Source organism: Actinoplanes italicus (assembly GCF_003001815.1).
GTDB lineage: Bacteria > Actinomycetota > Actinomycetes > Mycobacteriales > Micromonosporaceae > Actinoplanes > Actinoplanes italicus.
Window position 1 is genome coordinate 83,475 of the sequence record NZ_PVMZ01000011.1, and the last position, 22,415, is coordinate 105,889.

At 71.5% G+C, this 22,415-nt stretch carries 15 protein-coding genes, 1 tRNA gene and 1 pseudogene; 11 read left to right on the forward strand and 6 right to left on the reverse strand.

What is annotated here, in order from left to right; all coding sequences use genetic code 11:
• Nucleotides 1-73: 73 nt before the first annotated feature.
• Complete coding sequence (locus CLV67_RS26040) at nucleotides 74-838, reverse strand: CDP-alcohol phosphatidyltransferase family protein (RefSeq protein ID WP_106322849.1); 765 nt, start codon at nucleotides 836-838, stop codon at nucleotides 74-76.
• Here CLV67_RS26040 and CLV67_RS26045 point away from each other — a divergent pair.
• From CLV67_RS26045 to CLV67_RS26065, 5 genes are all read left to right on the forward strand, one after another.
• The gene (locus CLV67_RS26045; RefSeq protein WP_373873170.1) at nucleotides 831-1,913 is read left to right on the forward strand and encodes a zinc-dependent alcohol dehydrogenase; all 1,083 of its coding nucleotides are present in this window, start codon (nucleotides 831-833) and stop codon (nucleotides 1,911-1,913) included. The two genes, CLV67_RS26040 and CLV67_RS26045, sit on opposite strands and share 8 nt — an antisense overlap.
• Nucleotides 1,914-1,970: 57 nt before the next feature.
• The gene (locus CLV67_RS26050; protein ID WP_106322853.1) at nucleotides 1,971-2,369 is read left to right on the forward strand and encodes a 6-pyruvoyl trahydropterin synthase family protein; all 399 of its coding nucleotides are present in this window, start codon (nucleotides 1,971-1,973) and stop codon (nucleotides 2,367-2,369) included.
• Nucleotides 2,366-3,652, forward strand: coding sequence for a glycosyltransferase family 4 protein (locus CLV67_RS26055; protein ID WP_106322855.1), 1,287 nt, complete (start codon nucleotides 2,366-2,368; stop codon nucleotides 3,650-3,652). The genes CLV67_RS26050 and CLV67_RS26055 overlap by 4 nt, the downstream gene beginning before the upstream one ends.
• A gap of 346 nt (nucleotides 3,653-3,998) precedes the next feature.
• Nucleotides 3,999-4,778 carry a class I SAM-dependent methyltransferase gene (locus CLV67_RS26060; protein WP_373873169.1) on the forward strand — a complete coding sequence of 260 codons (780 nt, stop codon included), beginning with the start codon at nucleotides 3,999-4,001 and terminating at the stop codon, nucleotides 4,776-4,778.
• A gap of 120 nt (nucleotides 4,779-4,898) precedes the next feature.
• On the forward strand, nucleotides 4,899-5,915 hold the full coding sequence (locus CLV67_RS26065; protein ID WP_239166540.1) for a lysylphosphatidylglycerol synthase domain-containing protein: 1,017 nt from the start codon (nucleotides 4,899-4,901) through the stop codon (nucleotides 5,913-5,915).
• 50 nt (nucleotides 5,916-5,965) lie between these two features.
• On the opposite strand, the gene CLV67_RS26070 is transcribed toward CLV67_RS26065, so the two are convergent.
• On the reverse strand, nucleotides 5,966-6,658 hold the full coding sequence (locus tag CLV67_RS26070; protein WP_106322859.1) for a RibD family protein: 693 nt from the start codon (nucleotides 6,656-6,658) through the stop codon (nucleotides 5,966-5,968).
• 113 nt (nucleotides 6,659-6,771) lie between these two features.
• On the opposite strand from CLV67_RS26070, the gene CLV67_RS26075 reads away from it, so the two are divergent.
• The 3 genes and pseudogenes from CLV67_RS26075 to recQ all read left to right on the forward strand — a co-directional run.
• Entirely contained in the window at nucleotides 6,772-7,443 is a 672-nt protein-coding gene (locus CLV67_RS26075; RefSeq protein WP_106322861.1) for a GTP cyclohydrolase II, read from the forward strand.
• Nucleotides 7,444-7,511: 68 nt separating this feature from the next.
• Nucleotides 7,512-9,425: a SpoIIE family protein phosphatase gene (locus tag CLV67_RS26080; protein ID WP_239166536.1), complete on the forward strand. Its 1,914-nt coding sequence runs from the start codon at nucleotides 7,512-7,514 to the stop codon at nucleotides 9,423-9,425.
• A gap of 36 nt (nucleotides 9,426-9,461) precedes the next feature.
• Nucleotides 9,462-11,300: pseudogene (recQ, locus tag CLV67_RS26085) on the forward strand (DNA helicase RecQ); the annotation flags it as partial.
• 1,579 nt (nucleotides 11,301-12,879) lie between these two features.
• On the opposite strand, the gene CLV67_RS26090 reads toward recQ, so the two are convergent.
• Nucleotides 12,880-13,551: a YceI family protein gene (locus CLV67_RS26090; protein ID WP_239166535.1), complete on the reverse strand. Its 672-nt coding sequence runs from the start codon at nucleotides 13,549-13,551 to the stop codon at nucleotides 12,880-12,882.
• Nucleotides 13,552-13,937: 386 nt separating this feature from the next.
• The gene (locus tag CLV67_RS26095; protein ID WP_106323202.1) at nucleotides 13,938-14,342 is read right to left on the reverse strand and encodes a VOC family protein; all 405 of its coding nucleotides are present in this window, start codon (nucleotides 14,340-14,342) and stop codon (nucleotides 13,938-13,940) included.
• 187 nt (nucleotides 14,343-14,529) lie between these two features.
• On the opposite strand from CLV67_RS26095, the gene CLV67_RS26100 reads away from it, so the two are divergent.
• Complete coding sequence (locus tag CLV67_RS26100) at nucleotides 14,530-16,119, forward strand: hypothetical protein (RefSeq protein WP_106322863.1); 1,590 nt, start codon at nucleotides 14,530-14,532, stop codon at nucleotides 16,117-16,119.
• A gap of 230 nt (nucleotides 16,120-16,349) precedes the next feature.
• Here CLV67_RS26100 and ppdK read toward each other — a convergent pair whose 3' ends face one another.
• Both ppdK and CLV67_RS26110 read right to left on the reverse strand, forming a co-directional pair.
• Nucleotides 16,350-19,034, reverse strand: a complete 2,685-nt coding sequence (ppdK, locus tag CLV67_RS26105) for a pyruvate, phosphate dikinase (protein WP_106322865.1) — start codon at nucleotides 19,032-19,034, stop codon at nucleotides 16,350-16,352.
• A 370-nt stretch (nucleotides 19,035-19,404) separates the two neighbouring features.
• Nucleotides 19,405-20,097, reverse strand: a complete 693-nt coding sequence (locus CLV67_RS26110) for a hypothetical protein (RefSeq protein WP_106322867.1) — start codon at nucleotides 20,095-20,097, stop codon at nucleotides 19,405-19,407.
• Between the two features lie 97 nt (nucleotides 20,098-20,194).
• Between CLV67_RS26110 and CLV67_RS26115 the strand changes: the two genes are divergently transcribed.
• Together CLV67_RS26115 and CLV67_RS26120 are read left to right on the forward strand one after the other, a co-directional pair.
• Nucleotides 20,195-20,266: transfer RNA gene (locus CLV67_RS26115), tRNA-Gly, on the forward strand.
• 1 nt (nucleotide 20,267) lies between these two features.
• A complete protein-coding gene (locus tag CLV67_RS26120) occupies nucleotides 20,268-22,415 on the forward strand; it encodes a hypothetical protein (protein ID WP_203737297.1) in 2,148 nt (715 codons plus the stop codon).

Consider the following 22,415-nt stretch of genomic DNA (forward strand, 5'->3'; position numbering starts at 1 on the left):
CCGGCCGATCCTGTGATTTTCCGGCCGGACGTCCTCGCCGCAACTCACCGGATCGGCCGCTGACCGTCGCGCGTCAGCCGACGAGGGCGTGCTCGCGGCGCGGCGCGGACCAGCGGCTGCGCGCCGCCTCACGGACCCGCGACGCGTGGTACAGCCAGGCGATGTCGCGGCCGAACGACCAGGTCAGTGAACCGAGGGCGACCGCAAGGGCAAGGACGGCGAAGGCGTACGGCAGCAGCCCGCTCGCGACCACGGCGAGCATGACGCCCTGCTGGGCGGCGACGACCTTGCGGCCGAACTTCGGCGGCAGCGGCGCGTTCAGCCAGGGCATCGCCCACGAGGCGGCGACGAACACGTAGCGGAAGGCGCCGATCGCGACCGCCCACCAGCCGTACTCGGCGCCGGCGTAGATGCTCAGCATCAGGATCAGGAACGCGTCGATCTCCATGTCGAAGCGGGCGCCCAGCGACGTCGTGGTGCCGGTGCGGCGGGCGACCTGGCCGTCCACGCCGTCCATGGCCAGCGCGACCGCGGCGACCGTGACCAGCAGCGCGACCGGAGAATCCGGGGTGAGCACCATCGCGGTGACTCCGCCGGTGAGGATCGCCCGGCCGAACGTGACCGAATTCGCCCATCCGAGCCGCGTCATCCCGGCACGCTGTAAGGCGAGACCGAGCAGACCGCACAGAACGGTTCCGTAGACCACCCCGGCGACCCATCCCCACGTGCCCAGACCCACCGTCACGGACAGCACGGCGAGAAGCAGCAGCTGGGCGGCGAACCCGGCCAGCGGAGCCCGGTACGGACTCGACGTGGTCGTGACGGTACTGATGGTCACCGTTCCTCCTGGGCATAGGGTTAGCCGCTGTCCCCGATTGACACGCTCTCCGGGGAGATCCGGTTCAGTTTCGAAGGGAAAAGCTTTGGAAGCTCGTTCGTTCTGGTTGACTTGCCCGGGAACCGGCGAGATACGCACCGAACGGGTGCCCGATCCGGGCCCGGGCGAGGTGTCGGTGCGCACACTGCACTCAGGTGTGAGCCGCGGCACCGAGACGCTCGTCTTCCAGGGCCGGGTCCCGGAGAGCCAGTGGGCCACGATGCGCGCGCCCTTCCAGGACGGCGAATTCCCGGCTCCGGTGAAGTACGGCTACCTGAGCGTGGGAGTCGTCGAGGCGGGTGTCCCCGAGCTGATCGGGAAGACCGTGTTCTGCCTGTACCCGCACCAGACCCGCTACGTGGTCCCGGCGAACGCGGTCACGGTGATCCCCGACGGCGTGCCCGCCGCCCGAGCCGTGCTGGCCGGCACGGTCGAGACCGCGGTCAATGCCGTGTGGGACGCCGCCCCGCAGATCGGCGACCGGATCACGGTCGTCGGCGCCGGCATGGTCGGTTCCTCGGTGGCGGCCGTCCTGGCCGGGCTACCGGCGACCGACGTCGAGCTTCTGGACGTGGACCCCGGCCGCGCCAGCACGGCGGATCAGCTGGGCGTCGCCTTCGCTCACCCCGACGACGCCCGCGGCGATCGGGACATCGTCATCCACGCCAGCGCCACCGAGGCCGGCCTGCACCGCTCGCTGGAACTGCTGCGCGCCGAGGGCACCGTGGTGGAGCTGAGCTGGTTCGGCGACCGCCGGATCACGGTCGGACTGGGTGAGAACTTCCACAGCAAACGCCTGACGATCCGCAGCAGCCAGGTCGGCGGCATCTCCCCGACCCGTCATCGCGACTACGCACAGCGCCTCCAGGTCGCGCTCGACCTGCTCAGGGACCCGAGATTCGACGCTCTCACGACCGGGCACAGCGACTTCGAGGATCTGCCCACGGTGCTGCCGGCGCTGGCCGACGGAACGCTCAAGGCACTCTGCCACGTCATCGACCACCCGGCCGGCCACCCGGCCGACCATCCGATTTGATCTTTCCGGATCGGGTACCCGTACTACCGCCACGAACCACACCTGAGGAGTGAGCCCTTGTTCAGCGTCACCGTCCGCGACCACATCATGATCGCGCACAGCTTCAGCGGAGAAGTCTTCGGACCGGCGCAGCGCCTGCACGGCGCCACCTTCGTGGTGGACGCGACCTTCCGCCGCCCCGAGCTGGACGACGACAACATCGTGGTCGACATCGGCCGGGCGAGCGAGCAGCTGCACACCATCTGCTCCGGGCTCTCCTACCGCAACCTCGACGACGACCCGGAGTTCTCCGGCGTCAACACGTCGACGGAGTTCCTGGCCAAGGTCATCGCCGACCGCCTCGCGGTCCGCGCGCAGGCCGGTGAGCTCGGCCCCGGCGCCACCGGCCTGACCGGCCTCTCGGTCACCCTCCACGAGTCACACATCGCCTGGGCGACGTACGAGCGCGACCTGTGATCCAGCCGCTGTTCGCGGTGCTGCCGGCGTCGATCGACGACCCGGCGGCACCGAGCGGCGGCAACCGATACGACCGGGAGGTCCTGCGCCGCCTGGCCGGGGAACCACGAAACGGCGATCCGGTCCCGGTCGCCGGTGGTTCTTCTTCCACCACCACCGATATACGGCTCCGCGCGACCGCCGAGCGCGGATCCCGGCACGACTCCCCCGTATCCCGCGAGGAGTCCACGGTTCCCCCGGTCTCCCCCGCGCTCGCCTTCGACGTGCGTGAGCACCTGCTGGGCGGAGACTGGCCGCGCCCCGCCGAGCCGGACCGCCGGGCGATGGCCACGCTGCTGTCCACGCTCCCCGACGACGCGCTGGTGCTGCTCGACGGCCTGATCGCGTGCGGGGTCCCCGAACTGCTGGAGCCGCACAGCACCCGCCTCCGCCTGGCAGTGCTGGTCCACCTCCCGCTGAGCGACGAGACGGGCCTGACCGGCCACGAGGCCACCGAACTGCGAGCCCTGGAGTCCCGGGCGCTGCACCTGGCCACCACGGTGATCGCCACCAGCACGCCGGCGGCCCGTCGCGTGGAGGACCTGCACGGCCTGTCCGGCGTCCACGCGATCCCCCCGGGCGTGGACAGGGCCCCGCGGGCCACCCCGTCCGCCGACGGCGGACGGCTGCTCAACGTGGCCTCTCTGACACCTCGCAAGGGCCAGGACATCCTGCTGGCAGCCCTCGCCGACCTGCCCGGCCTGCCCTGGACCTGCACCGTGGCCGGCGCCGGACGCCTGCCGCCGATCACGCCGCCCTGGTCGCACCCCGGTCACGAAGCGCGGATCCCCGTCGATCTCGTACACCGATCGCCGCCCGGGCAGCCACCAACGACCGAGATCTACGCAGGCCGGGCGCACGGCGACCGGCGTGTGCGGTTCGTGGGGGCGCTCGCCGGGCCGGCGCTCGACGACGCCTACGCCGATGCCGATCTCTTCGTGCTGCCGTCGCGGGCGGAGACGTACGGCATGGTGGTGACCGAGGCACTGGCTCGCGGACTTCCGGTGGTCGCGACGGACGTCGGGGGTGTCCCGGAGGCCCTCGGTACCGCGCCGGACGGTGCGGTACCCGGCCGTCTGATCCCGTCCGGCGACCCGGCGGCGCTGGCCGGCGCTCTGCGCGACTGGCTGACCGATCCCGCGCTGCGGGATCGCTGGCGCGCCGCCGCCCTGGCCCGCCGCGAGACGCTGACCGGCTGGGACGAGACGGCCCGCCGCCTGGCGCGAGTACTGGCCGCCCTCTGAATGTGGGAATGACGGAGCCGGCCGGGATGCCGGGCCGGCCGACAACGGTGTGGGCCGATGACAGTGGGCCAATGACAGTGGGCCGATGACAGTGGGCCAATGACAGTGGGCCAATGACAGTGGGCCGATGACAGTGGGACGGCGGGACGACGGTGGTGACCGCTGTGAGGATGCCGAGGAGGCACGCATGACCGAGGTGCACGGGAAGATCGAAGCCGGTACGCCGCTCGTCGGTGGCACCGGGCGACTCGGCGGGCCGCTTCCCGGGGCCGGGCCGCGGCCCGGGCCGTTCAGTGAGAGCGAGCCCGCCGGGCACAGTGAGGCGCACGGCGCCGACGGGGGGACGATCAGCGCCGAGGAGAGCGGGGGCGAGTTCAGCGCGGCCTGGCTGTCGCTGCGGGAACCCGCGGACGCCTCCGCCCGTGCGCTCGAGCTGGTGGAGCAGCTGCCGGGGACGGTACGGACGGTTCGCGACCTGGGCTGCGGGACCGGGTCGCTGGGGCGGTGGCTGTCGCCGCGGCTCGGTGCGGGACAGCATTGGATCATGACGGATCGAGACCCCGCGCTGCTGCTGCACGCGGCGGAGAGCATGCCGGACGGGGTGACCGTCAGCACGCAGCGGCTGGACGTCACCGACCTCACCGCCGCCGACCTCGCCGACACGGATCTCGTCACCTGTTCGGCGCTGCTCGACCTGCTGACCGCCGAGGAGGTGGAGCGGCTCGCGGGTGTGTGCGCCGAGGCCCGGGTGTCGGTGCTGTTCACGCTCTCGGTGACCGGGGAGGTGCAGCTCGCGCCGCACGACCCGCTGGACGCCGAGTTCGAGGCGGGGTTCAACGCCCACCAGCGGCGCGTGATGGACGGGCGGCGGCTGCTCGGGCCGGACGCGCCGCGGGTCGCCGAGGAGGCGTTCACCAGGGCCGGAGCCACCGTCACGGTACGGCCCAGCCCGTGGCGCCTCGGTCCGGCGATGCCCGCGCTGACCGCGGAATGGCTACGCGGCTGGGTCGGCGCGGCCGCCGAGGAACGCCCCGACCTGCCCGCCGGCGACTATCTGGAGCGCCGTCTGGCAGCACTTCCGCATGCTTCCGTGGGTCACAAGGATGTTTTGGCGATCTTCAACTGAACCGGGAGACGCCGACCGGGCGTACTAGTCCTCGAAAGCGACGAGGGGACATGGGACGTGAACCGATCGATCTGGGCCTGGCTGCGTCTGGTGGGTGGCGCGGGAATCCTGGCTCTGGTGATGTGGCGGCTCGGGACCGGCGCGTTCCTGGACGGGCTGCGGGTGCTCGACACGGCCGCGCTGCTGGCGGCGCTGGGGATCGGCGCCGCGACCACGCTGCTCAGCGCGTGGCGCTGGTGCCTGGTGGCCCGCGGGCTCGGCATGCGGCTGTCGCTGAAGGACGCGACGGCCGACTACTACCAGGCGCTGTTCCTGAACGCCGCGCTGCCGGGCGGGATCCTCGGCGACGTCGGCCGGGCGGTGCGCCACGGCAAGGACGAGGGCGACCTGGGACGTGGGGTCCGGGCCGTGGTGCTGGAGCGTACGGCGGGACAGGTCGTCCTGCTCGTCGTGGGGGCTGCCGTTCTCGTAGCCGTACCCTCGCCGGTCTTTGATCTCCTGAAGGCGCACGGACCGCAGGCCGCGGCAGCCACCGTGACCGTCGCCCTGGCCGGCGTCCTGATCGTTCTCGGACTCCGCCGGTTGCGCGGTGGCCGGTCGAAGGCGGCCGGCGCGGCGCGGACCGGGATGAGCGAGATCCGCGCCGGGCTACTGTCGCGGCGCAGCGGGCCGGGCGTGCTGCTGGCGTCGGCGGCCGTGCTGGCCGGGCACCTGGCGACGTTCCTGGTGGCGGCCCGTGCGGCGGGCAGTGCCGCGTCGCTGCTGGAGCTGGCGCCGCTGCTGCTGCTCGCGCTGATCGCGATGGGCCTGCCGGTGAACGTCGGCGGCTGGGGGCCCCGCGAAGGTGTGATGGCCTGGGCGTTCGGCGCCGCCGGGCTGAGCGCGGCGCAGGGTCTGACGATCGCGGTGGCCTACGGCATCCTGGCGTTCGTGGCGGCGGCTCCCGGCGCCGTGGTGCTGGTGGCGCGGCTGCTGGCACGTCGGGCCGAGGCGCCGGTCGCGGAGCCGGCTGCCCAGCCCGCCCCCGTTCCGGCACTCACCGTGGCGCCCGCGCCGGCCATGGCGCTGGAGCCGGTGGTCGTGCCGCTCCCCGCCATCCGGCTGCGGGCCCGGACACGGGTCGGTGTCGCGGCTTGACGGACGGGTCCCCTCTCACCCGGACGGTGCGTCTGTCCCGGCCGGTCCGCTCAGGACCGGCCGAACCGCTCCGACAGGGCGTATCGCAGCAGCACGACGTCACCGATCTGGCGGACCTCGGCCAGCGTGGCCCGGTTGTCCGGGCCCCACGGGAAGTCGCCGTCGTGGACGAATCGCGGCGCCCGCGAGTCACCGACGAAGAATGGCGCCACCACCAGCTGCAACTCGTCGGCGAGACCGGCGCTGAGGAACTGGGTGTGCATGTGGCCGCCGCCCTCGACCATCAGCCGGCGCACGCCACGCTCGCCCAGATCGGCGGAGACCAGCCGCACGTCGACCGGATCTCCGCCATCGACGACCGTCGCCTTCTCGCCGAGCAGCTTGCGGGCCTCGTCCACGGTCGACGTCGCACAATAGACGAGCTTGTCGGCGTCACCCGTGGTGAAGAACGACGCTGCGGGGTCGAGGTGGCAACTGCCGGTTACGGTGACCTTCACCGGGTCCGGATCTTCCCCTCGGGCGATCCGGGCGGCGCGACGGGCCGCCGAACGCACGAGCAGTCGCGGGTTGTCCTGGCGGATCGTCCCGGCGCCGACCAGGATCGCGTCGCACTGGGCGCGGACCGCGTCGACCCGGTCGAAGTCGGCCTCATTGGAGAGGAGCAGCCGCTCCTCACCGGCGTCGTCGAGATAGCCGTCGATGGACATGCCACAACTCAGCAAGGTGTAAGGACGCTCAGCCACCGATGACGCCTCCAGGTATCGGCCCTCACCATAATCCCCGTGTGCGGGAACCGAACTCTGGGCAGAGGATCACCGGCGCGCCGAGTACGGCGGGAACCAAACGAGGAGGACCGATGTTCGAAGCCCAGGCCACGCGTCTCGCGGTTGCGGAAGCCACCCTGCGGCGGCAGGTCACCGTGCCGCTGCGCTTCCCGGACGGCTACGCGACCAGTGCGCGGGTGATGACATTCGACGGCCTGTCCGACGGGAAGGAACATCTCGCCCTCGGTCTCGGCGACTGGCAACGGGCCCTGACCAAGTCGGCGGCCGGTGGACGGGCGCCACTGGTCCGCCCGCACAGCGAGTGCCTCACCGGCGACGTGTTCGGCAGCCAGCGCTGCGACTGCGGCCCGCAGTTGCGCGAGGCCGTCGAGCGGATCGCCGAGCAGGGCGGATTCCTCCTCTACCTGCGGCAGGAGGGGCGGGGCATCGGGCTGTACGCGAAACTCGACGCCTACGCCCTGCAGGACGACGGGCTGGACACCTACGAGGCGAACGTGGCGCTCGGACGGGGCGAGGACGAGCGCGACTACACCGCGGCGGCGCAGATGCTGCGGGCGCTCGGGGTGGACCGGGTGCGCCTGCTCAGCAACAACCCGGACAAGGCCGTGCAGCTCACCGACCTGGGCATCGACGTCACCCAGCGGATCCCGACCGGGGTGCACCTGTCCGCGGCCAACGTGCGCTATCTCAGCGTGAAGGCCTCGCACACCGCCCACACGATCGAACTCCCACTGGCCGAGTGACGTTCCCTGGCCGAGTGACGTGCGAGGCCTTCTAGCGGCGGGTCCGGCAGGATGGCAGGGTGACCGGCGTGGACAAACCGGAGGCGGGCGATCTCGGCGCGATGACCGCCGCGGTCGACCAGCTGCCCTTCATCGTCGCCGTGTGCGAGGGACCGGACCTGCTGCTGGTGGCCGCCAACGCGGCCACCCGGGCCGTGCTTCCCGGCCGCGACGTGATCGGCCGCCCGATCCGGGACGTGATCAGCGACCTGGCCGGGCAGCAGTTCGTCGACGCCTACTACGAGGTGTACCGGACCGGTGAACCCGTCACCGGCCGGCAGTGGCGGGCCCATCTGGACCAGCCCGACGGGTCGGTCCACGAGATGTACGCGACGTTCACGATCGTCCCGTGGATCGACGGCGGCGTCCTGCGCGGGGTGATCGGGGCGGCGTTCGACGTCACCGGGCTGGCCCGTGACCGTCAGGCCGCCGAGCAGGAGGCGGAACGGCTGCGCCGCGACTACCGGCAGAGCCGCGACGTCATCAACGCGCTGCAGCGGGAACTGCTGCCGTCCGGGCTGCCGGTGCTGCCCGGCCTGCAGGTGGCGGCGAGCTACCTGCTGGCCGAGACGGACACCGCGGCCGGAGGTGACTGGTTCGACGCGGTGGCCCGCCCCGACGGGCTGGTCGCCCTCGTCGTCGGCGACGTGGTCGGGCACGGCGTCACCGCCTCCGGGGTGATGGGGCAGCTGCGGGCGGTGCTGCAGGAGCGCCTCGACGCCGGGGTCGGCATCGCCGAGGCCCTGGCCGCCGCCGACCGGCTGGCCGGTCGGGTGCCGGCGGCCTACGCGGCGACCGTCTGCCTGGCCCTGCTCGACCCCGTGACCGGCGCGCTGTCGTACTGCACGGCCGGGCATCCGGCGCCACTCGTGGTCCCTGCCCTGGGCGGTGCCCGCTATCTCGACACCACCCGCGGCACCCCGCTCGGCACCGGCGGCGTCTTCCCGGTGCGGCAGGACCGGCTCGAACCCGGCGACCTGCTGCTGCTCTACACCGACGGGATCCTCGAACGGCCCGGCGCGGTCGCCGGCGGGGCCGGTGAACTCGCCCAGGTCGCGGCGGACGCGGCCGCCGGGCGGGCCCTGCACGAGCCGGCCGCCACCGCGGCGGAGCGGGTCTGCTCGCAGACCCTCGAGCTGCTCGTCCGCTCCGGCGGGTACGCCGACGACGTCACCCTGCTCGCGGCTCAGCGCGTGTCCGTCGTACCGGAGATGGTCCTCGACCTTCCGGCGCAGCCGGCCGCCCTCAGCGGAGCCCGCCGGGAGATCGCCGCCTGGCTCGGGGCGATCGGCGCCGCCGCGAACGACGTCTTCGTGATCCAGCACGCCCTCGGTGAACTGACCACCAACGCCATCGAGCACGCGTTCGGCGGCGACGGGCGCGAGAACATCGAGGTCCGTGCCGTGCTGGACCGGTCCGGGATGGTCGAGGCCACCGTCACCGACCACGGCGGCTGGCGGGTCCCGGAACGGCAGCCGACCCGCGGGCGCGGCCTGGCGCTCACTGCGCAGCTCGTGCAGAGCCTGCGAGTCGATCCGGGCGAGCACGGCACCGTGGCGACCGTCCGGCATCCGCTGGTACGCCCGGCACGGCTGCTCACCCACTTCGACGAGGCGGTGCCCGCACCACCGCGCGACGAGGACGTGGCGATCACCGAACTCCCCGGCGGTGACGAGGCGCGGGTCCGGCTGGACGGGCCGATCGACGCGGGAACCTCCGACGGCGTACGCAAGGAGCTGCTCCGCCGCAGCCGTGGCGGCACCGTGCCGATGACCGTCGACCTGACCGGCGTCAGCCACCTGGCCAGTTCAGGGGTGTCCGCGCTGCACGAGGTGGCCGTCCACCACCACGACGGCAAGGCGCCGCTGACCCTGATCGCCGCGCCCGGCAGTCCCGCCGCACGGATCCTCGACCTGGTCGGACTCCCGTCATCCACAGGGTGAATCCGATCGGCCGTTCGGCTCTCTAGACTTCCCCGGGTGACTTCGGCTCCCCAGCTTCAGGTGTCCAGCGCCGTCGACGCCCTCAACCGGGTGTTCGGCTACCCCTCGTTCCGCGGGCAGCAGGGCGACATCGTCGACCACGTGATCGCCGGCGGTGACGCGCTGGTGCTGATGCCGACCGGCGGCGGCAAGTCGCTCTGCTACCAGATCCCAGCCCTGGTCCGGCCCGGCACCGGTGTGGTCGTCTCGCCGCTGATCGCCCTCATGCAGGACCAGGTCGACGCGTTGCGCACCCTCGGCGTGCGGGCGAACTTCATCAACTCCGCACAGGACCTCGACGAACGCCGTCTCGTCGAGGCCGAGTTCGTGGCCGGCGAGCTCGACCTCCTCTACGTCGCTCCGGAAGGCCTCGGCACGGCAGCGGTGCAGCGCCTGCTCGACCGGGGGAAGATCTCGCTGTTCGCCATCGACGAGGCGCACTGCGTGTCGCAGTGGGGCCACGACTTCCGGCCCGACTACCTCGCCCTGTCGATGCTGCACGAACGCTGGCCGGACGTGCCCCGGATCGCGCTGACCGCCACGGCCACACCGGCCACCCGCGACGAGATCGCCACCCGGCTGCAGCTCACCGACGCCCGGCACTTCACCGCCAGCTTCGACCGGCCCAACATCCAATACCGGATCGCCGCCAAGAACAACCCGGCCCGCCAGCTGCTCGAACTGCTGCGCACCGAACACCCCGGCGACTCGGGCATCGTGTACTGCCTGTCGCGCGCGTCGGTGGAGAAGCACGCCGAGTTCCTGTCGCAGAACGGGGTGCCGGCCCTGCCGTACCACGCCGGGCTCGACAGCCGGACCCGCTTCGAGAACCAGTCCCGCTTCCTGCGCGAGGACGGCCTGGTCATGGTCGCCACCATCGCCTTCGGCATGGGGATCGACAAGCCCGATGTACGTTTCGTCGCCCACCTCGACCTGCCGAAGTCGCTCGAGGGCTACTACCAGGAGACCGGGCGCGCCGGACGTGACGGACAGCCGTCGACCGCCTGGCTGGCGTACGGCCTGCAGGACGTCGTGCAGCAGCGCCGCATGATCGAGAACTCGGAGGGTGGGCTGGAACACCGGCGCAACGCCGCCCGCCACCTCGACGCCATGCTTGCCCTCTGCGAGAGCGTGACCTGCCGCCGCGCCCAGATCCTGCAGTACTTCGGACAGGACGCCGCCGAGACCTGCGGCAACTGCGACACGTGCCTCAACCCGCCGGAGTCGTGGGACGGCACCGTGCCCGCGCAGAAACTGCTGTCCACCGTGTTCCGCCTGCACAAGGAACGCAACCAGCGGTTCGGCGCCCAGCAGTCGATCGACATCCTGCTCGGCAAACGCACCGACAAGGTGAGCCGCTTCCGCCACGACGACCTGTCCGTCTTCGGCATCGGCACCGACCTGAGCGAGGTCGAGTGGCGCAACGTGGTCCGTCAGCTGCTGGCCGGCGACTTCCTGGCCGTCGAGCCGACACATCAGACGCTGGCGCTGACGTCCCGCAGCGGCGAGGTGCTGCGCGGCGAGCGCAAGCTGCTGATGCGGCGCGAGGTCGCGACGCCGCGCACGTCCCGCAGTTCCACCCGCGGGGCCTCTGGCAAGGCCGCGGCCCCGCCGGTCGATCTGTCCACGGAGGCGACGGCGCTGTTCGAGCGCCTGCGCAACTGGCGCGGGGCGACGGCCAAGGAGCAGGGCGTACCCGCGTACGTCATCTTCCACGACGCCACGCTGCGGGCGATCGCGGCGCTGGCGCCGGCGACTCTGGCCCAGCTGGGCACGGTCAGCGGCGTCGGCCAGAGCAAGCTGACCAAGTTCGGCGACGCGGTGCTGGCCACGATCCGCGGCGAGGACGTCCCGGACGCCCTCGCCTCAGACATCGGGCCCGCCGGTGCGGCCTCCGCCTCCGCGAAACCGGCGCCCGGGTCCGGCGCACCCTCCGCGTCTGGCGCACCGTCCGCGTCTGGCGCACCGTCCGCGTCTGGCGCACCGTCCGCTGCTGCGCGGCCTGTGCCGCGGGCCGCGCCGCCCACATCGACCGGGCTCTCGGCAGACGCTCCGGTCTCCCTGTTCGCCGTCGAACCCTCGCCCGCCGCCGGATCCGCATCCTCAAGATCGTCCGAGCCCTCCGCCGAACGCGACCCCGCCGCCGGTGCCGGGCCTTCCCTCGGGGCTCGACCCTCCGCCGGAACCGACCCCGCCGCGGGAACCGGCCCCGCCGCCGGAACCGCCCCCGCCGCGGCAACCGGCCCCGCCGCCGGAACCGGCCCCGCCGCGGGAACCGGCCCCGCTGCCGGAACCGGCCCCTTTGTCGGTTCCTCGCCTGCCGACGGGACTGCCCTCACCCCGGAGGGCGGGCCTTCCACAAGAACCGGGTCTTCCGCCGGAGCCGGCCGCTCCAGCGCGCCGGGGTCGGCGCGAGCCGCCCGGCGATCCGAAACGGTCCCGCCCGCCTACTTCGACGACTCGGAGCTCCCGCCCCTGCCGCCGGAGCCGGACTTCGACGACGACTTCTACTACGAGGGCTGACATCCGCCTGGCGGGTGTGCCCACACCCGCCAGGCCCCTGTCTCATCCCTCCGCGAGACGTGTCGCGGTCCGGGCCCTCCACCCGCCGCCGGGACGATCGGCACGGGCCGTTCAGCTGCCCCATATGCGGCTGGAGGCTGCCACCCGAACCACCCAGCGCCTCCGCCCTGAGCCGTGCGATAAACAACCCCGAACACACACCCCCGCCGCGATCAAGGACTGCCACACGAATCCGCCAGCGGCCTACACCCACAGCCGCACGATCAACAACCCCGAACACACACCCCCGCCGCGATCAAGGACTGCCACACGAATCCGCCAGCGGCCTTCACCCACAGCCGCACGATCAACAACCCTCACCCACAGCCGCACGATCAACGACGCCGAACACACGGCCCCGCTGCGACCAGGGGCTACGACCGAAATAGCTCAACAACCGTCATCCGCTGCTGCACGATCAACTAGGCCCCCAAAAAACCGACCGGCTGTGGTTCAGGGCTGCTAACCGAGCGATTTAGCAACCCCGCCCCATGGCCGCGCGATCAAATGGGGCTCGAGATACGTGCCCGGCTGTGGACCACGGCTGTTACGACGGTCGGTGGCTCCGATGGCCGGCGACTCCGACGCATGACGGATCCCCCAACAACCGGCGACTCCGACGCATGACGGATCCCCCGACAGTTGACGGTTCCAACGCATGACGACTAAGTCGTTCGACGGCTACATCGTTTGGCAACCATGACGTTCGGCGACCCGACGCTTTTGCGAGGACTCGGCACCACGGCAAGCAAGCCGACGACCTCGCAGCGGCCGACGGCCAGCGACAAGCGGCCGGCGACAAGCGGCCGGCGACAGGCGGCCGGCGACAGGCCCCGGCGTCAGGCGTCAGGCCTCAGGCGTTGCGGATGGCTTCGCCGGCCAGTTCGATGCGGATCTTCTTGCCGACCAGGACGCCGCCGGACTCGAGCATCACGTTCCAGAGCAGGCCGTAGTCCTCGCGGTCCAGTTCGGCGGAGGCACTGAACCCGAAGATCTCCCGGCCGTACGGGTCGCGGCGTGCACCGCCGAACTCCATGTGCATGTCGATCGGCCGGGTGACGCTCTTGACCGTCAGGTAGCCCCTGATCACGAACCTGCCCGACGCACGGGTCGCGGCCGGCGGCAGGTCCGCGGCCGTTCCTCGCCGGCCGAGCGGGTTGTTGCGCAGCCGTACCCAATTGAAGATCGGATCGCTGTCCGCCTCCCAGGTGATAGCGGTGCTGCGGTACTCGATCGTCGGGTAGCGGTTGACGTCGAGAAAGTCCGGGCTGGACAGGTGCGCGTCCCGCTCCGGGTTGTGTGTGTTGATGCTGTCCGTGCGAATCGTGGCACTGATCGACGAGCGCAGTGGATCCGTCGCCACCACGATCGTCGCGGCGCCCCTCGCGAACTCCCCCCGGATCGGACTGACCATCATGTGCTGTGCGACGAACCCGATGCGTTTGTGGGCCTCGTCCAGTGTGTAGACGCCTGGATCCGGAATGATCAGGCCGTTCCACTCACGGACCGGCCGTTCGACCGTCACGTAGCTCTCCCCCTCGCAACATCGCTGCCGCTCGGGGCGGCGCGCGAGCCCCCCGGCTCGCCCGATGCTGATGCGCGAGGATTCTAAGCACCGAAGTGTTCGGACAGTTAACCCCCGGATTGCGTTACGTGTTCACCGCCACAGTGGACCCACTGTCACCCATCCGGCGTCCCGGACAAATCGCATTCCCAATTGTGGACACTCTGAACAGCCAAAATGCGTTCGGCGCAACAATTCGGGGCGATTTAACAATCACTCGGAAGGGTGTCAGAAGGGTGACACGGAGCGTGAGCATGGCACGCGAAGTTAACTCCGCGTACCGGATCTTGAGATGGCTCGACCACCGGCGGACGCCATAGGCCCGTCCGCCGGTGGGATCGCGACCCTCACTGGGTGATGTTGACCATCCATGGGATGCCGAACCGGTCGACCAGCTGACCGAACTCGTCGCCCCACATCTGCTTCTCCAGCGGCACCCGGACCTGGCCGCCGGCCGACAGTTTCTCCCAGGCGGCGCGCAGGGTGTCACCGTCGGGGCCGCTCAGGCTGACGGTGATGTTCTCGCCGGGCTTGTACTCCATCCCGGGCGGGCAGTCGGAGGCCATCAGCGTGTAGCCCTGCGGGGTCTCCAGCTGCGCGTGCATGATCAGGTCGGCCGAGGCCGGGTCGGGCGCACCGAACTCGCCGAAGGTGTTCACCTTGAGCTCGCCGCCGAAGATCGAGTGGTAGAACTCGACGGCCTCGCGAGCCTTGCCGTCGAACGTCAGATACGGGTTGAGGGTGGACGTCATCGGGTGCTCCATCGTCGTCGTTGACTCCGTCCCCTCGGACGCTAGACCCGGCCCCCGACATTTTCGCCCGCGATCGCCCCGGCTCCACCCGACCGGGGCACGAACGGCACCGCCGATGTCGTACCCCACCGGTAGCATCCGCCCAGTGAACTGAATCGATATGGACCGGGGCGATCGAGGGGGCACCATGGCGGCGACCAGCAATCCCGGTGTGACCGTGCTCGACCGCGGGCTGCGGCTGTCGCTACTCGCACGTTCCGGCTCCGACGCGTCGTTCCTCCAGCTGATCGATCGGGCCCTGGAGACCGAGCTCACGGGTGACGACACGGTCCGGCGCCTTCCGCAGATCCTGCACCTGAGCCTGCTGCGCGCCGCCCTGACCGGCACCGCGGCCCCGCCCAGGGCGGCGCCCTTCAGTCCCGAGGGTTCCCCTTCGCCCGGCACCGAGCACGAGCCTTACCTGCGTGAGCTTCGTGCCCGCTGGACCGATCACGCGGGCCGTCACCTCTACTCCACTCCGGCCGCCTGGCTGCACGCGCTCCTCCCGCCCGCACCGCTGCCCGGAAACCCGCACTCGCTGGCCCGTCTGCTCCGCGTCTTCGTCACTCACCTCGCCCCGGCCGACTGCCGGGCCGCGACCTCGCTGGCCGCCCTCATCGAGGACTCCGGCGAGGCTGCTGTGGCCCAGTGCGCGCTGGTCCAGGTGGCGCTGGCGGCCCATGATCTGGATGCCGAGGCCCAGGCCTGGTCCCGTCAGCGGCAGCTGCTGACCCGGATGCCGGCCTGGTCCTGGCCCGGCGGGCACACCGGCCACGACCGTGACGTGCTGGCCTATCTGCGGCCTGACCACCGCGCCCGGTTCGACACGGCGATCGGAGTGCTGCCGTTCGCCACCGGGCTGGGCCACGCCCTGCTCACCTGTCTGCCCGCGTTGAACGACATCTATCGGGACGCGTACGCCTGCCACGGCTCGCTGGAATACACCGAGCACCGTCTGGCCGGTCATCGTCCCGCCCAGGCTGCGGCCATCGTGCACGAGGAGACCCGGCGCAACCCCGCGGGCAGTCCGCACGTCCCCGGACTCCCTCCCGCTCCCCCGATCGTCGCGGCGATCGTGTCGGCCGACGAGCAGGTCCTAGGTGGCCCGGAGCTGCGGATCGACGATCCGGTCTATCGGCTGTACGCACGGATCAGCGCCCGGACCACCCGCGCTCGCCGGCTCGGTGCCGACGACCTCACGCCCGAACCGGCCCCGGCAGACCTCGATCCGAAACGACTTCCCGCGTACGCCGAGATGGTCCGGCTGAACGCGGACAGCCCGATCGTCGCGGCACTCGCCGGCCGCGTCCGTGCGGAGGCGGCCGCCCGCAACGACCACGAGGCGCTGCTGATCCTGGCCGACGCCGGCTACGCCGACCCAGACCAGGTCCTGGACAGTCTGGACACCCCGGCCGACTTGGAGAGCCCGACCGCCGGGGAAGGCCCGACCGGCTCGGACAGCCCGCCTGCCGGGGACGGCCCGGCCAAGCCGTACCCGGAGTGGTCCGCTCTGCTTTTTCGGCACCGCCCGGCCGAGGCGGTCCGCCGTCTCAGCGAGGCCGCGTCGCAGGACTGGACAATCGCCGCCGCCATGCTGGAACACGCGGCCGCCGAACTGCTCGCCGCAGCCGGCCCACGGATCGCTCACGACCTGCACGAGGCCGTGGTTCAGGCGTTCGTCTGCGCCACCCCGCCGGGCACCGACCCACCTGCGGTGGTGGACGGCACCCACGTGTGACCGGCTCCCGCCAAGCGATGATCAGTTCAGGTCGTGCCTGAGACGCCGTTTACACGCGCCAGGTACGACAGACGGGCTGACCGCCCCGGAGCCGGCACAAGCCGGCGCTCCACGCGGAGCCGGCGCGAACGGACAGCCGTGGCAGACGGCGTACACCAGGTGAGCGGCGGGCGCGAAGCGAACCGCTTCGCGCCCGCCGCCCGGCTCCAGGGACAGTGTCGGCGTGGGGATCAGCGGTGGTCGGATCCTGCCGCCGTGGAGGCGACCGCGGCACGGCCGGCCTCAATGCGGGCGATCGGCACGCGGAACGGCGAGCAGGACACGTAGTCGAGCCCGACCTCGTGGAAGAAGTGCACGGAGTCGGGGTCGCCGCCGTGTTCGCCGCAGACGCCGAGTTTGAGGCCGGGCCGGGCGGCCCGGCCCTCCTCGGTGGCGATGCGGACGAGGCGGCCCACGCCGTCGGCGTCGATGGACTCGAAGGGTGAGATGCCGAAGATGCCGAGTTCCAGGTAGCGCCAGAAGAACGCGCCCTCGACGTCGTCGCGGGAGAAGCCCCAGGCCATCTGGGTGAGGTCGTTGGTGCCGAAGGAGAAGAACTCGGCGGCCTCGGCGATCTGGCCGGCCGTGAGTGCGGCCCGCGGTACCTCGATCATCGTGCCGATCAGGACCTCGACGCCGGAGTCGCCGACGATCGCGTCGATGATCTTCTCGGCCTCGGCGCGGACGGTCTCGAGTTCCTGGACGGCGCCGACGAGCGGGACCATGATCTCCGGGCGCGGTTTCCCGCCTTCGGCCGCCAGGGCGACGGCCGCCTCGGCGATGGCCCGGACCTGCATCGCGAACAGACCGGGAATGACCAGCCCCAGTCGTACGCCCCGCAGACCCAGCATCGGGTTCTGCTCATGCATGCGGCGGACGGCGGCGAGCAGCTGCTCGTCGTGTTCGACGCTCTGGCCGTGCTCGTGGGCGACGGCGACCTTGACGGCGAGTTCCTCCAGCGAGGGCAGGAACTCGTGCAGCGGCGGGTCGATGAGCCGGATCGTGACGGGCAGGCCGTTCATCTCCCGGAAGATGTCCAGGAAGTCGGCCCGCTGCAGCGGCTGCAGGGCGGCGAGCGCCTCGTTGCGCTCGGCCTCGCTGCGCGCCAGGATCAGGCGTTCGACCAGCTCACGGCGGTCGCCGAGGAACATGTGCTCGGTACGGCACAGCCCGATCCCCTGCGCGCCGAAGCGACGCGCGCGGGCCGCGTCGAGACCGGTGTCGGCATTGGTGCGCACCTTGAGCCGGCGCTGGTCGTCGGCGTGCGTGATGATCCGGTGCACGGCCGCCACCAGCGGATCGTTGGCCTGTGACGGGTCCAGGTCGCCCTCGAAGTACTGCACGACCTCGCTGGGCCGCACCGCGACCTCGCCGAGGTAGACACGCCCGGTGGTGCCGTCGATGGAGATCGTCTCGCCTTCCCGGACGGTGTGCGAGCCGATGGTGAACGAGTCACGGCCCACCTCCATCTCGTCGGCGCCGCACACGCAGGTCTTACCCATGCCACGGGCCACGACGGCCGCGTGCGAGGTCTTGCCGCCGCGGCTGGTGAGGATGCCGTTGGCGGCGATCATGCCGGGCAGGTCGTCGGGGTTGGTCTCGCGCCGGACCAGGATGACCGGCGTGCCGGACGCCGCGACCTCGACGGCCCGTGCCGAGGTGAAGACGACCTGCCCGAAAGCGGCTCCCGGTGACGCGCCGACCCCGCGCGTCAGCGAGTCCGGCGAGGAGGACAGGTCGAAGCGCGGGAACATCAGCTGGGCGAGTTGCCCGCCGGTGACCCGGGTGAGCGCCTCGTCGAGGTCGATGACGCCCTCGTCGACGAGCTGGGCGGCGATGGTGAAAGCGGCCGCCGCGGTGCGCTTGCCGACGCGGGTCTGCAGCATCCACAGTTTGCCGCGCTCGATGGTGAACTCGATGTCGCACAGGTCCCGGTAGTGGCCCTCGAGCGTGGCCATGATCTGCATCAGCTCGTCGTACGAGCGCTTGTCCAGCCGCTCCAGGTCGGCCAGCGGCAGCGTGTTACGGATGCCTGCGACGACGTCCTCGCCCTGCGCGTTGGACAGGTAGTCGCCGTAGACGCCCTGCTCGCCGCTCGCCGGGTCGCGGGTGAAGGCGACGCCGGTGCCGGAGTCGGCGCCCAGGTTGCCGAAGACCATGGCGACCACGTTGACGGCGGTGCCCAGGTCGGCGGGGATGCGCTCCTGGCGGCGGTAGAGGACGGCCCGGTCGGCGTTCCAGGACCGGAACACGGCCTCGACGGCGAGGTCGAGCTGTTCACGCGGGTCCTGCGGGAACTCGTGGCCGGTGTGTTTGACGAACACCTTCTTGTACGCGGTGACGAGCGCCCGCAGGTCATCGGCGTCGAGCTGGACATCGTCCTTGACGCCCTTGGCGACCTTCGCGTCGTGCAACGCGTCCTCGAACTCGTGGCCGGGCACCTCGCACACGGTCTTGCCGAACATCTGGATCAGACGCCGGTACGAGTCCCACGCGAACCGATCGTTGCCGCCGGCCTGCCGGGAGAGCCCGTCGACGGAGGCGTCGTTGAGGCCGACGTTGAGGACGGTCTCCATCATGCCGGGCATCGAGAACTTGGCGCCGGAGCGGACCGACACGAGCAGCGGGTCGGCCGGGTCGCCCAGGCGGCGGCCCATCTTGGACTCCAGGGCCGCGAGGTGTTCGTCGATCTCGGCGCCGAGGCCGTCGACGTGCGTGCCGTTGCGCAGGTACTGCTGGCACGCCTGGGTGGTGATGGTGAAGCCGGGCGGCACGGGCAGGCCGAGGTTGGTCATCTCCGCGAGATTGGCGCCCTTGCCACCCAGCAGATCCTTGAGGTCCTTGTTGCCCTCGGCGAAGTCGTAGACGAACTTCATGCCCTACCTCCGGTCGTGATCCAGCTGGTTAAGAATCCGCGGCGGATAAGACTTCCTGCCCTGGGATTCGTAAGGCTAAGCACGATCGGAGTGAATAGTTAACAGTCCCGTGGCTTTTTCCACACGGATGCGGACAACCCTGATCGGTACGCGCTCTCTCCGAGCAGAATCGAGCAGCCGACCGCTGATCACGTTGCGAGAGGGGTGTGGCGGCACGGTTCACGGCACAAAATAAGGGCGCCGCTGCGAATTCCACGGGGGAAGAACTCGCAACGGCGCACCGCGAACATTAGACGACGAACGTCAACCTGTCTATCCCACCCGGTCAGCCACCCGGTCAGCCAGCCGGTCAGCCGCCCCGGGCTACCCGTCAGTTCACCCGCTGCACCACGGAGCCCACGAGGCGCTTCCAGTCGGCCTCGAAGCCGGCCGAGGGGCTCGCGTTGTCGAGCCGGTAGATCGCGTAGGTGTCCACGAGCACGACGTTGCGGGTGCGCAGCACGGCGACGGCGGTCTCCGCGGTGCCCGGGTGCGCGGCCTCGTACAGCTTGTTCCGGATGATCACGAACCCGTTCCAGGCGCCCTCGTTCAGGTCACGGACCTCGAGAGTCTCGGTGTAGGCGGGCTCGTTGCGGTCGGCCGTCACGGTGGCCGGCACCTCGGACGACTTGGCGCACTGGTCGGCCACCGTGCGCAGCAGCAGTTGACCGGCCTCGGCGCTGGCGGCGTCGGCGAAGACCAGCGCCGTCTGCTGCAGGGTCTGCGCGCCCTTCTCACCCTCGTCGCTCGCCGACGACGAGATCAGCTCGGCACCGGGCGGCGCCTGCGGCGGGGTGCTCGTGCCACCGCAGAAGCTGACCATCTGCTGCGGGTCGGCACTCTCCTGCGGCGCGGCCCAGGCCGGACCGATCTCGGCGGGCTGCAGGAACGCGCCCCGCATGGTGGTCACGGAGATCAGCCCGCCGTCCGGCGCGGAGTCGTCGGAGGAGCTGCACCCGGCGGCCATGACCAGGGCGCAGGCGGCGCCCAGGGCGGCACGGACGGGTCTCGCGGTCACGAACATCCGGCCATACTGCCAGACCGCCGGGCCGGCTCCGAAATGCCGGGAAAACCCGTTCGCCGGGGCCTGGGCGGCTGGCTATGGTTCCAGCCATCACCAGCGGCATGTAGCTCAGCAGCAGAGCGCCCGGCTTCCAACCGGGAGGGCGCGGGGGCGGGACCCGCCATGCCGGCATGACGGAACACGGGGACGGAATCGGGCTCGGCTACCCGGCCGCGCAGCTACTGAAGGCCGAGACGAGCGGAAATGCAGACCGGGCCGCCCGGTGGCGGGCGGTGCTCACCGGGATGCTGCGCGGAAAGCTGCGGATCGGGTCACGGACCCCGGTGAAGGGCCTGCCGGTGTGGGTCACGCCCGAGGTGATCCACGGCGGATTCGCCACGGGCAAGGCGGCCGCGAGCGGTCCGCTCTCCGAGGCGGAGTCGGCGTACGCCGAGCGGCACGGACTCGAGCGGTCGCGTGCCGAGATCTTCCGGCACCAGCTGGACCCGGCCCGCCGCGCGGAGCTGCTCGCCGAGGACCGCTTCACGATCGGGCGCGCGGAGGAGGCGCTGAGGGAGGAGGCGCTGAGGGAGGAGAAGGCGCTTCCGGAGGAGGCGGTGCTCCCGGTGCTGGCATGGCTGTTGCGCGCCGGAGACGAGGCGGCAGCGCTGAGCCTGCTCACCGAGGTGCAGCCGTACTCGGGCGTGCTCTGCTTCACCCCGCGGCCCGCACCGGGACCGGCCGCCGCTCCGGAGCTCGTCTGGCGGGCGACCGCGGGCGAGACCGCCGGGAAGCTGCGCGATCGCGGGCCGAAGCCACGGATCGAGACGATGCGCGGCAGCCTGACGGTCTGGAACCTCTACGCCGACCGGGTGCTGGCACTCTGGCTCCGCACGATGCGGGACGGCCGTGTCGGCGTACAGCTGGATGATGGTTGGAAGCGCGAAGCGCGTGCTCTCCTCGACGACTATGAGCGGCTGGCCCGGGAAAATCCGCCGAGCAGGCGGCACAGCCGTCCGGGAGCCAACCTGACCGTGCTGCGTGAGGCGATTCGCGACGTGCTCGCCGGGCGGGAGTGGCGTCGCGGGCTGACGCAGTCCGTGGTCGACGCCATGGTGCGGCGGCGCGGCACGCCGGGCGGCACGGAACACTCCGATCTCCGGGCCCGGCAGGCGGCCGAGGCCGCGGTGCCGCCGCATCACGTGATCGCGGCGGCCGTCGCCGAGCGCCTCGCCGCGCTTCCCCGGCACACCGGTATCGCCGACACGGAGGCCGTGCTCGGCCCGGTCGGCGGGCGAGCCGTTCCGGACCCGATCCGGGCCGTCGTGCGCCGGGCCACCGCGGCCCCGGTCGAGGACCTGGTCGCGGCCGGTCTGATTCCCTCGGCCGAGGTGCTGGCCACCCTCGTGCCGCGGATCACCGCGCAGGCGGTCGGCGCCGCCTACCCCGACCCGGACCTGCGCGCCCTCATGACGGCCAACTACCTGGCGTTCCGCAACCGGCGGTCGCTGCTGCTCACCGGCCTGGAGAGCCAGGTCAAGATCGACGAGCTTCCGTGGGTACGGGCGGTCGCCGCCCACCGCGCGCCGGGCGGGGACTCACGCGCGGCGGCCTCGGCGGCGCTGCGACGGCTGGGCGGTCTGGTGCTGGGCGCGTTCCCGGCCACGCTGCCGCCGAACCCGATGGTCCGTGAGCTGACAACCCTGAGCAGGGAGGCCGGACTCGGGCTGCCGTGGGTGGAGGAACTGGCCGCGGACATCTTCGACGGCCGGTTCGCGGCGAAGTTCCTGTATGCGGCGCAGCGGGCCGGCGAGCTGCTGGCCGGAACGCTGTACGAGCGGTACTACCGGATCGACTACGCCGCACTCGCCGGGTTCACCGTCGTCGGCAAGCGGCCATCGATCTCGCCGGACTTCGCGGCGCTGTGCCGCACCCGGGCCGGAGTGAGTCCCGGCAGGTCGGTGGCGGCAAACGGGATGGTGATCGAACAGGCGCAGATCCTCACCACGCACAACCTGGCCACCCTGGTGACCGGCGCCGGGGTGACGGCCGACGTGACGGCCGCCGCCGAGGCGTGCTGGGCGGCGATCGAACGGCTCTCGGCACGGCCGCTCGCGCTGCGGACGATCAAGGACATCGCGTACGCCTGGCGTCAGATGATCTTCTTCCTGTCCCTGACCGACGCCGGGCCGTTCGTGACCGCGCTCCCCGAACGCGGCCTGCTCGCCCCGGCGGTCGCCGGACTCCAGAGTGTGCTGGCCGGCGGCGAGGCGCGGCCGCTGACCGGCTGGACCTCGGGACGGCACTGGCTCCTTTCCGGCGACCAGGATCCAGCGTGA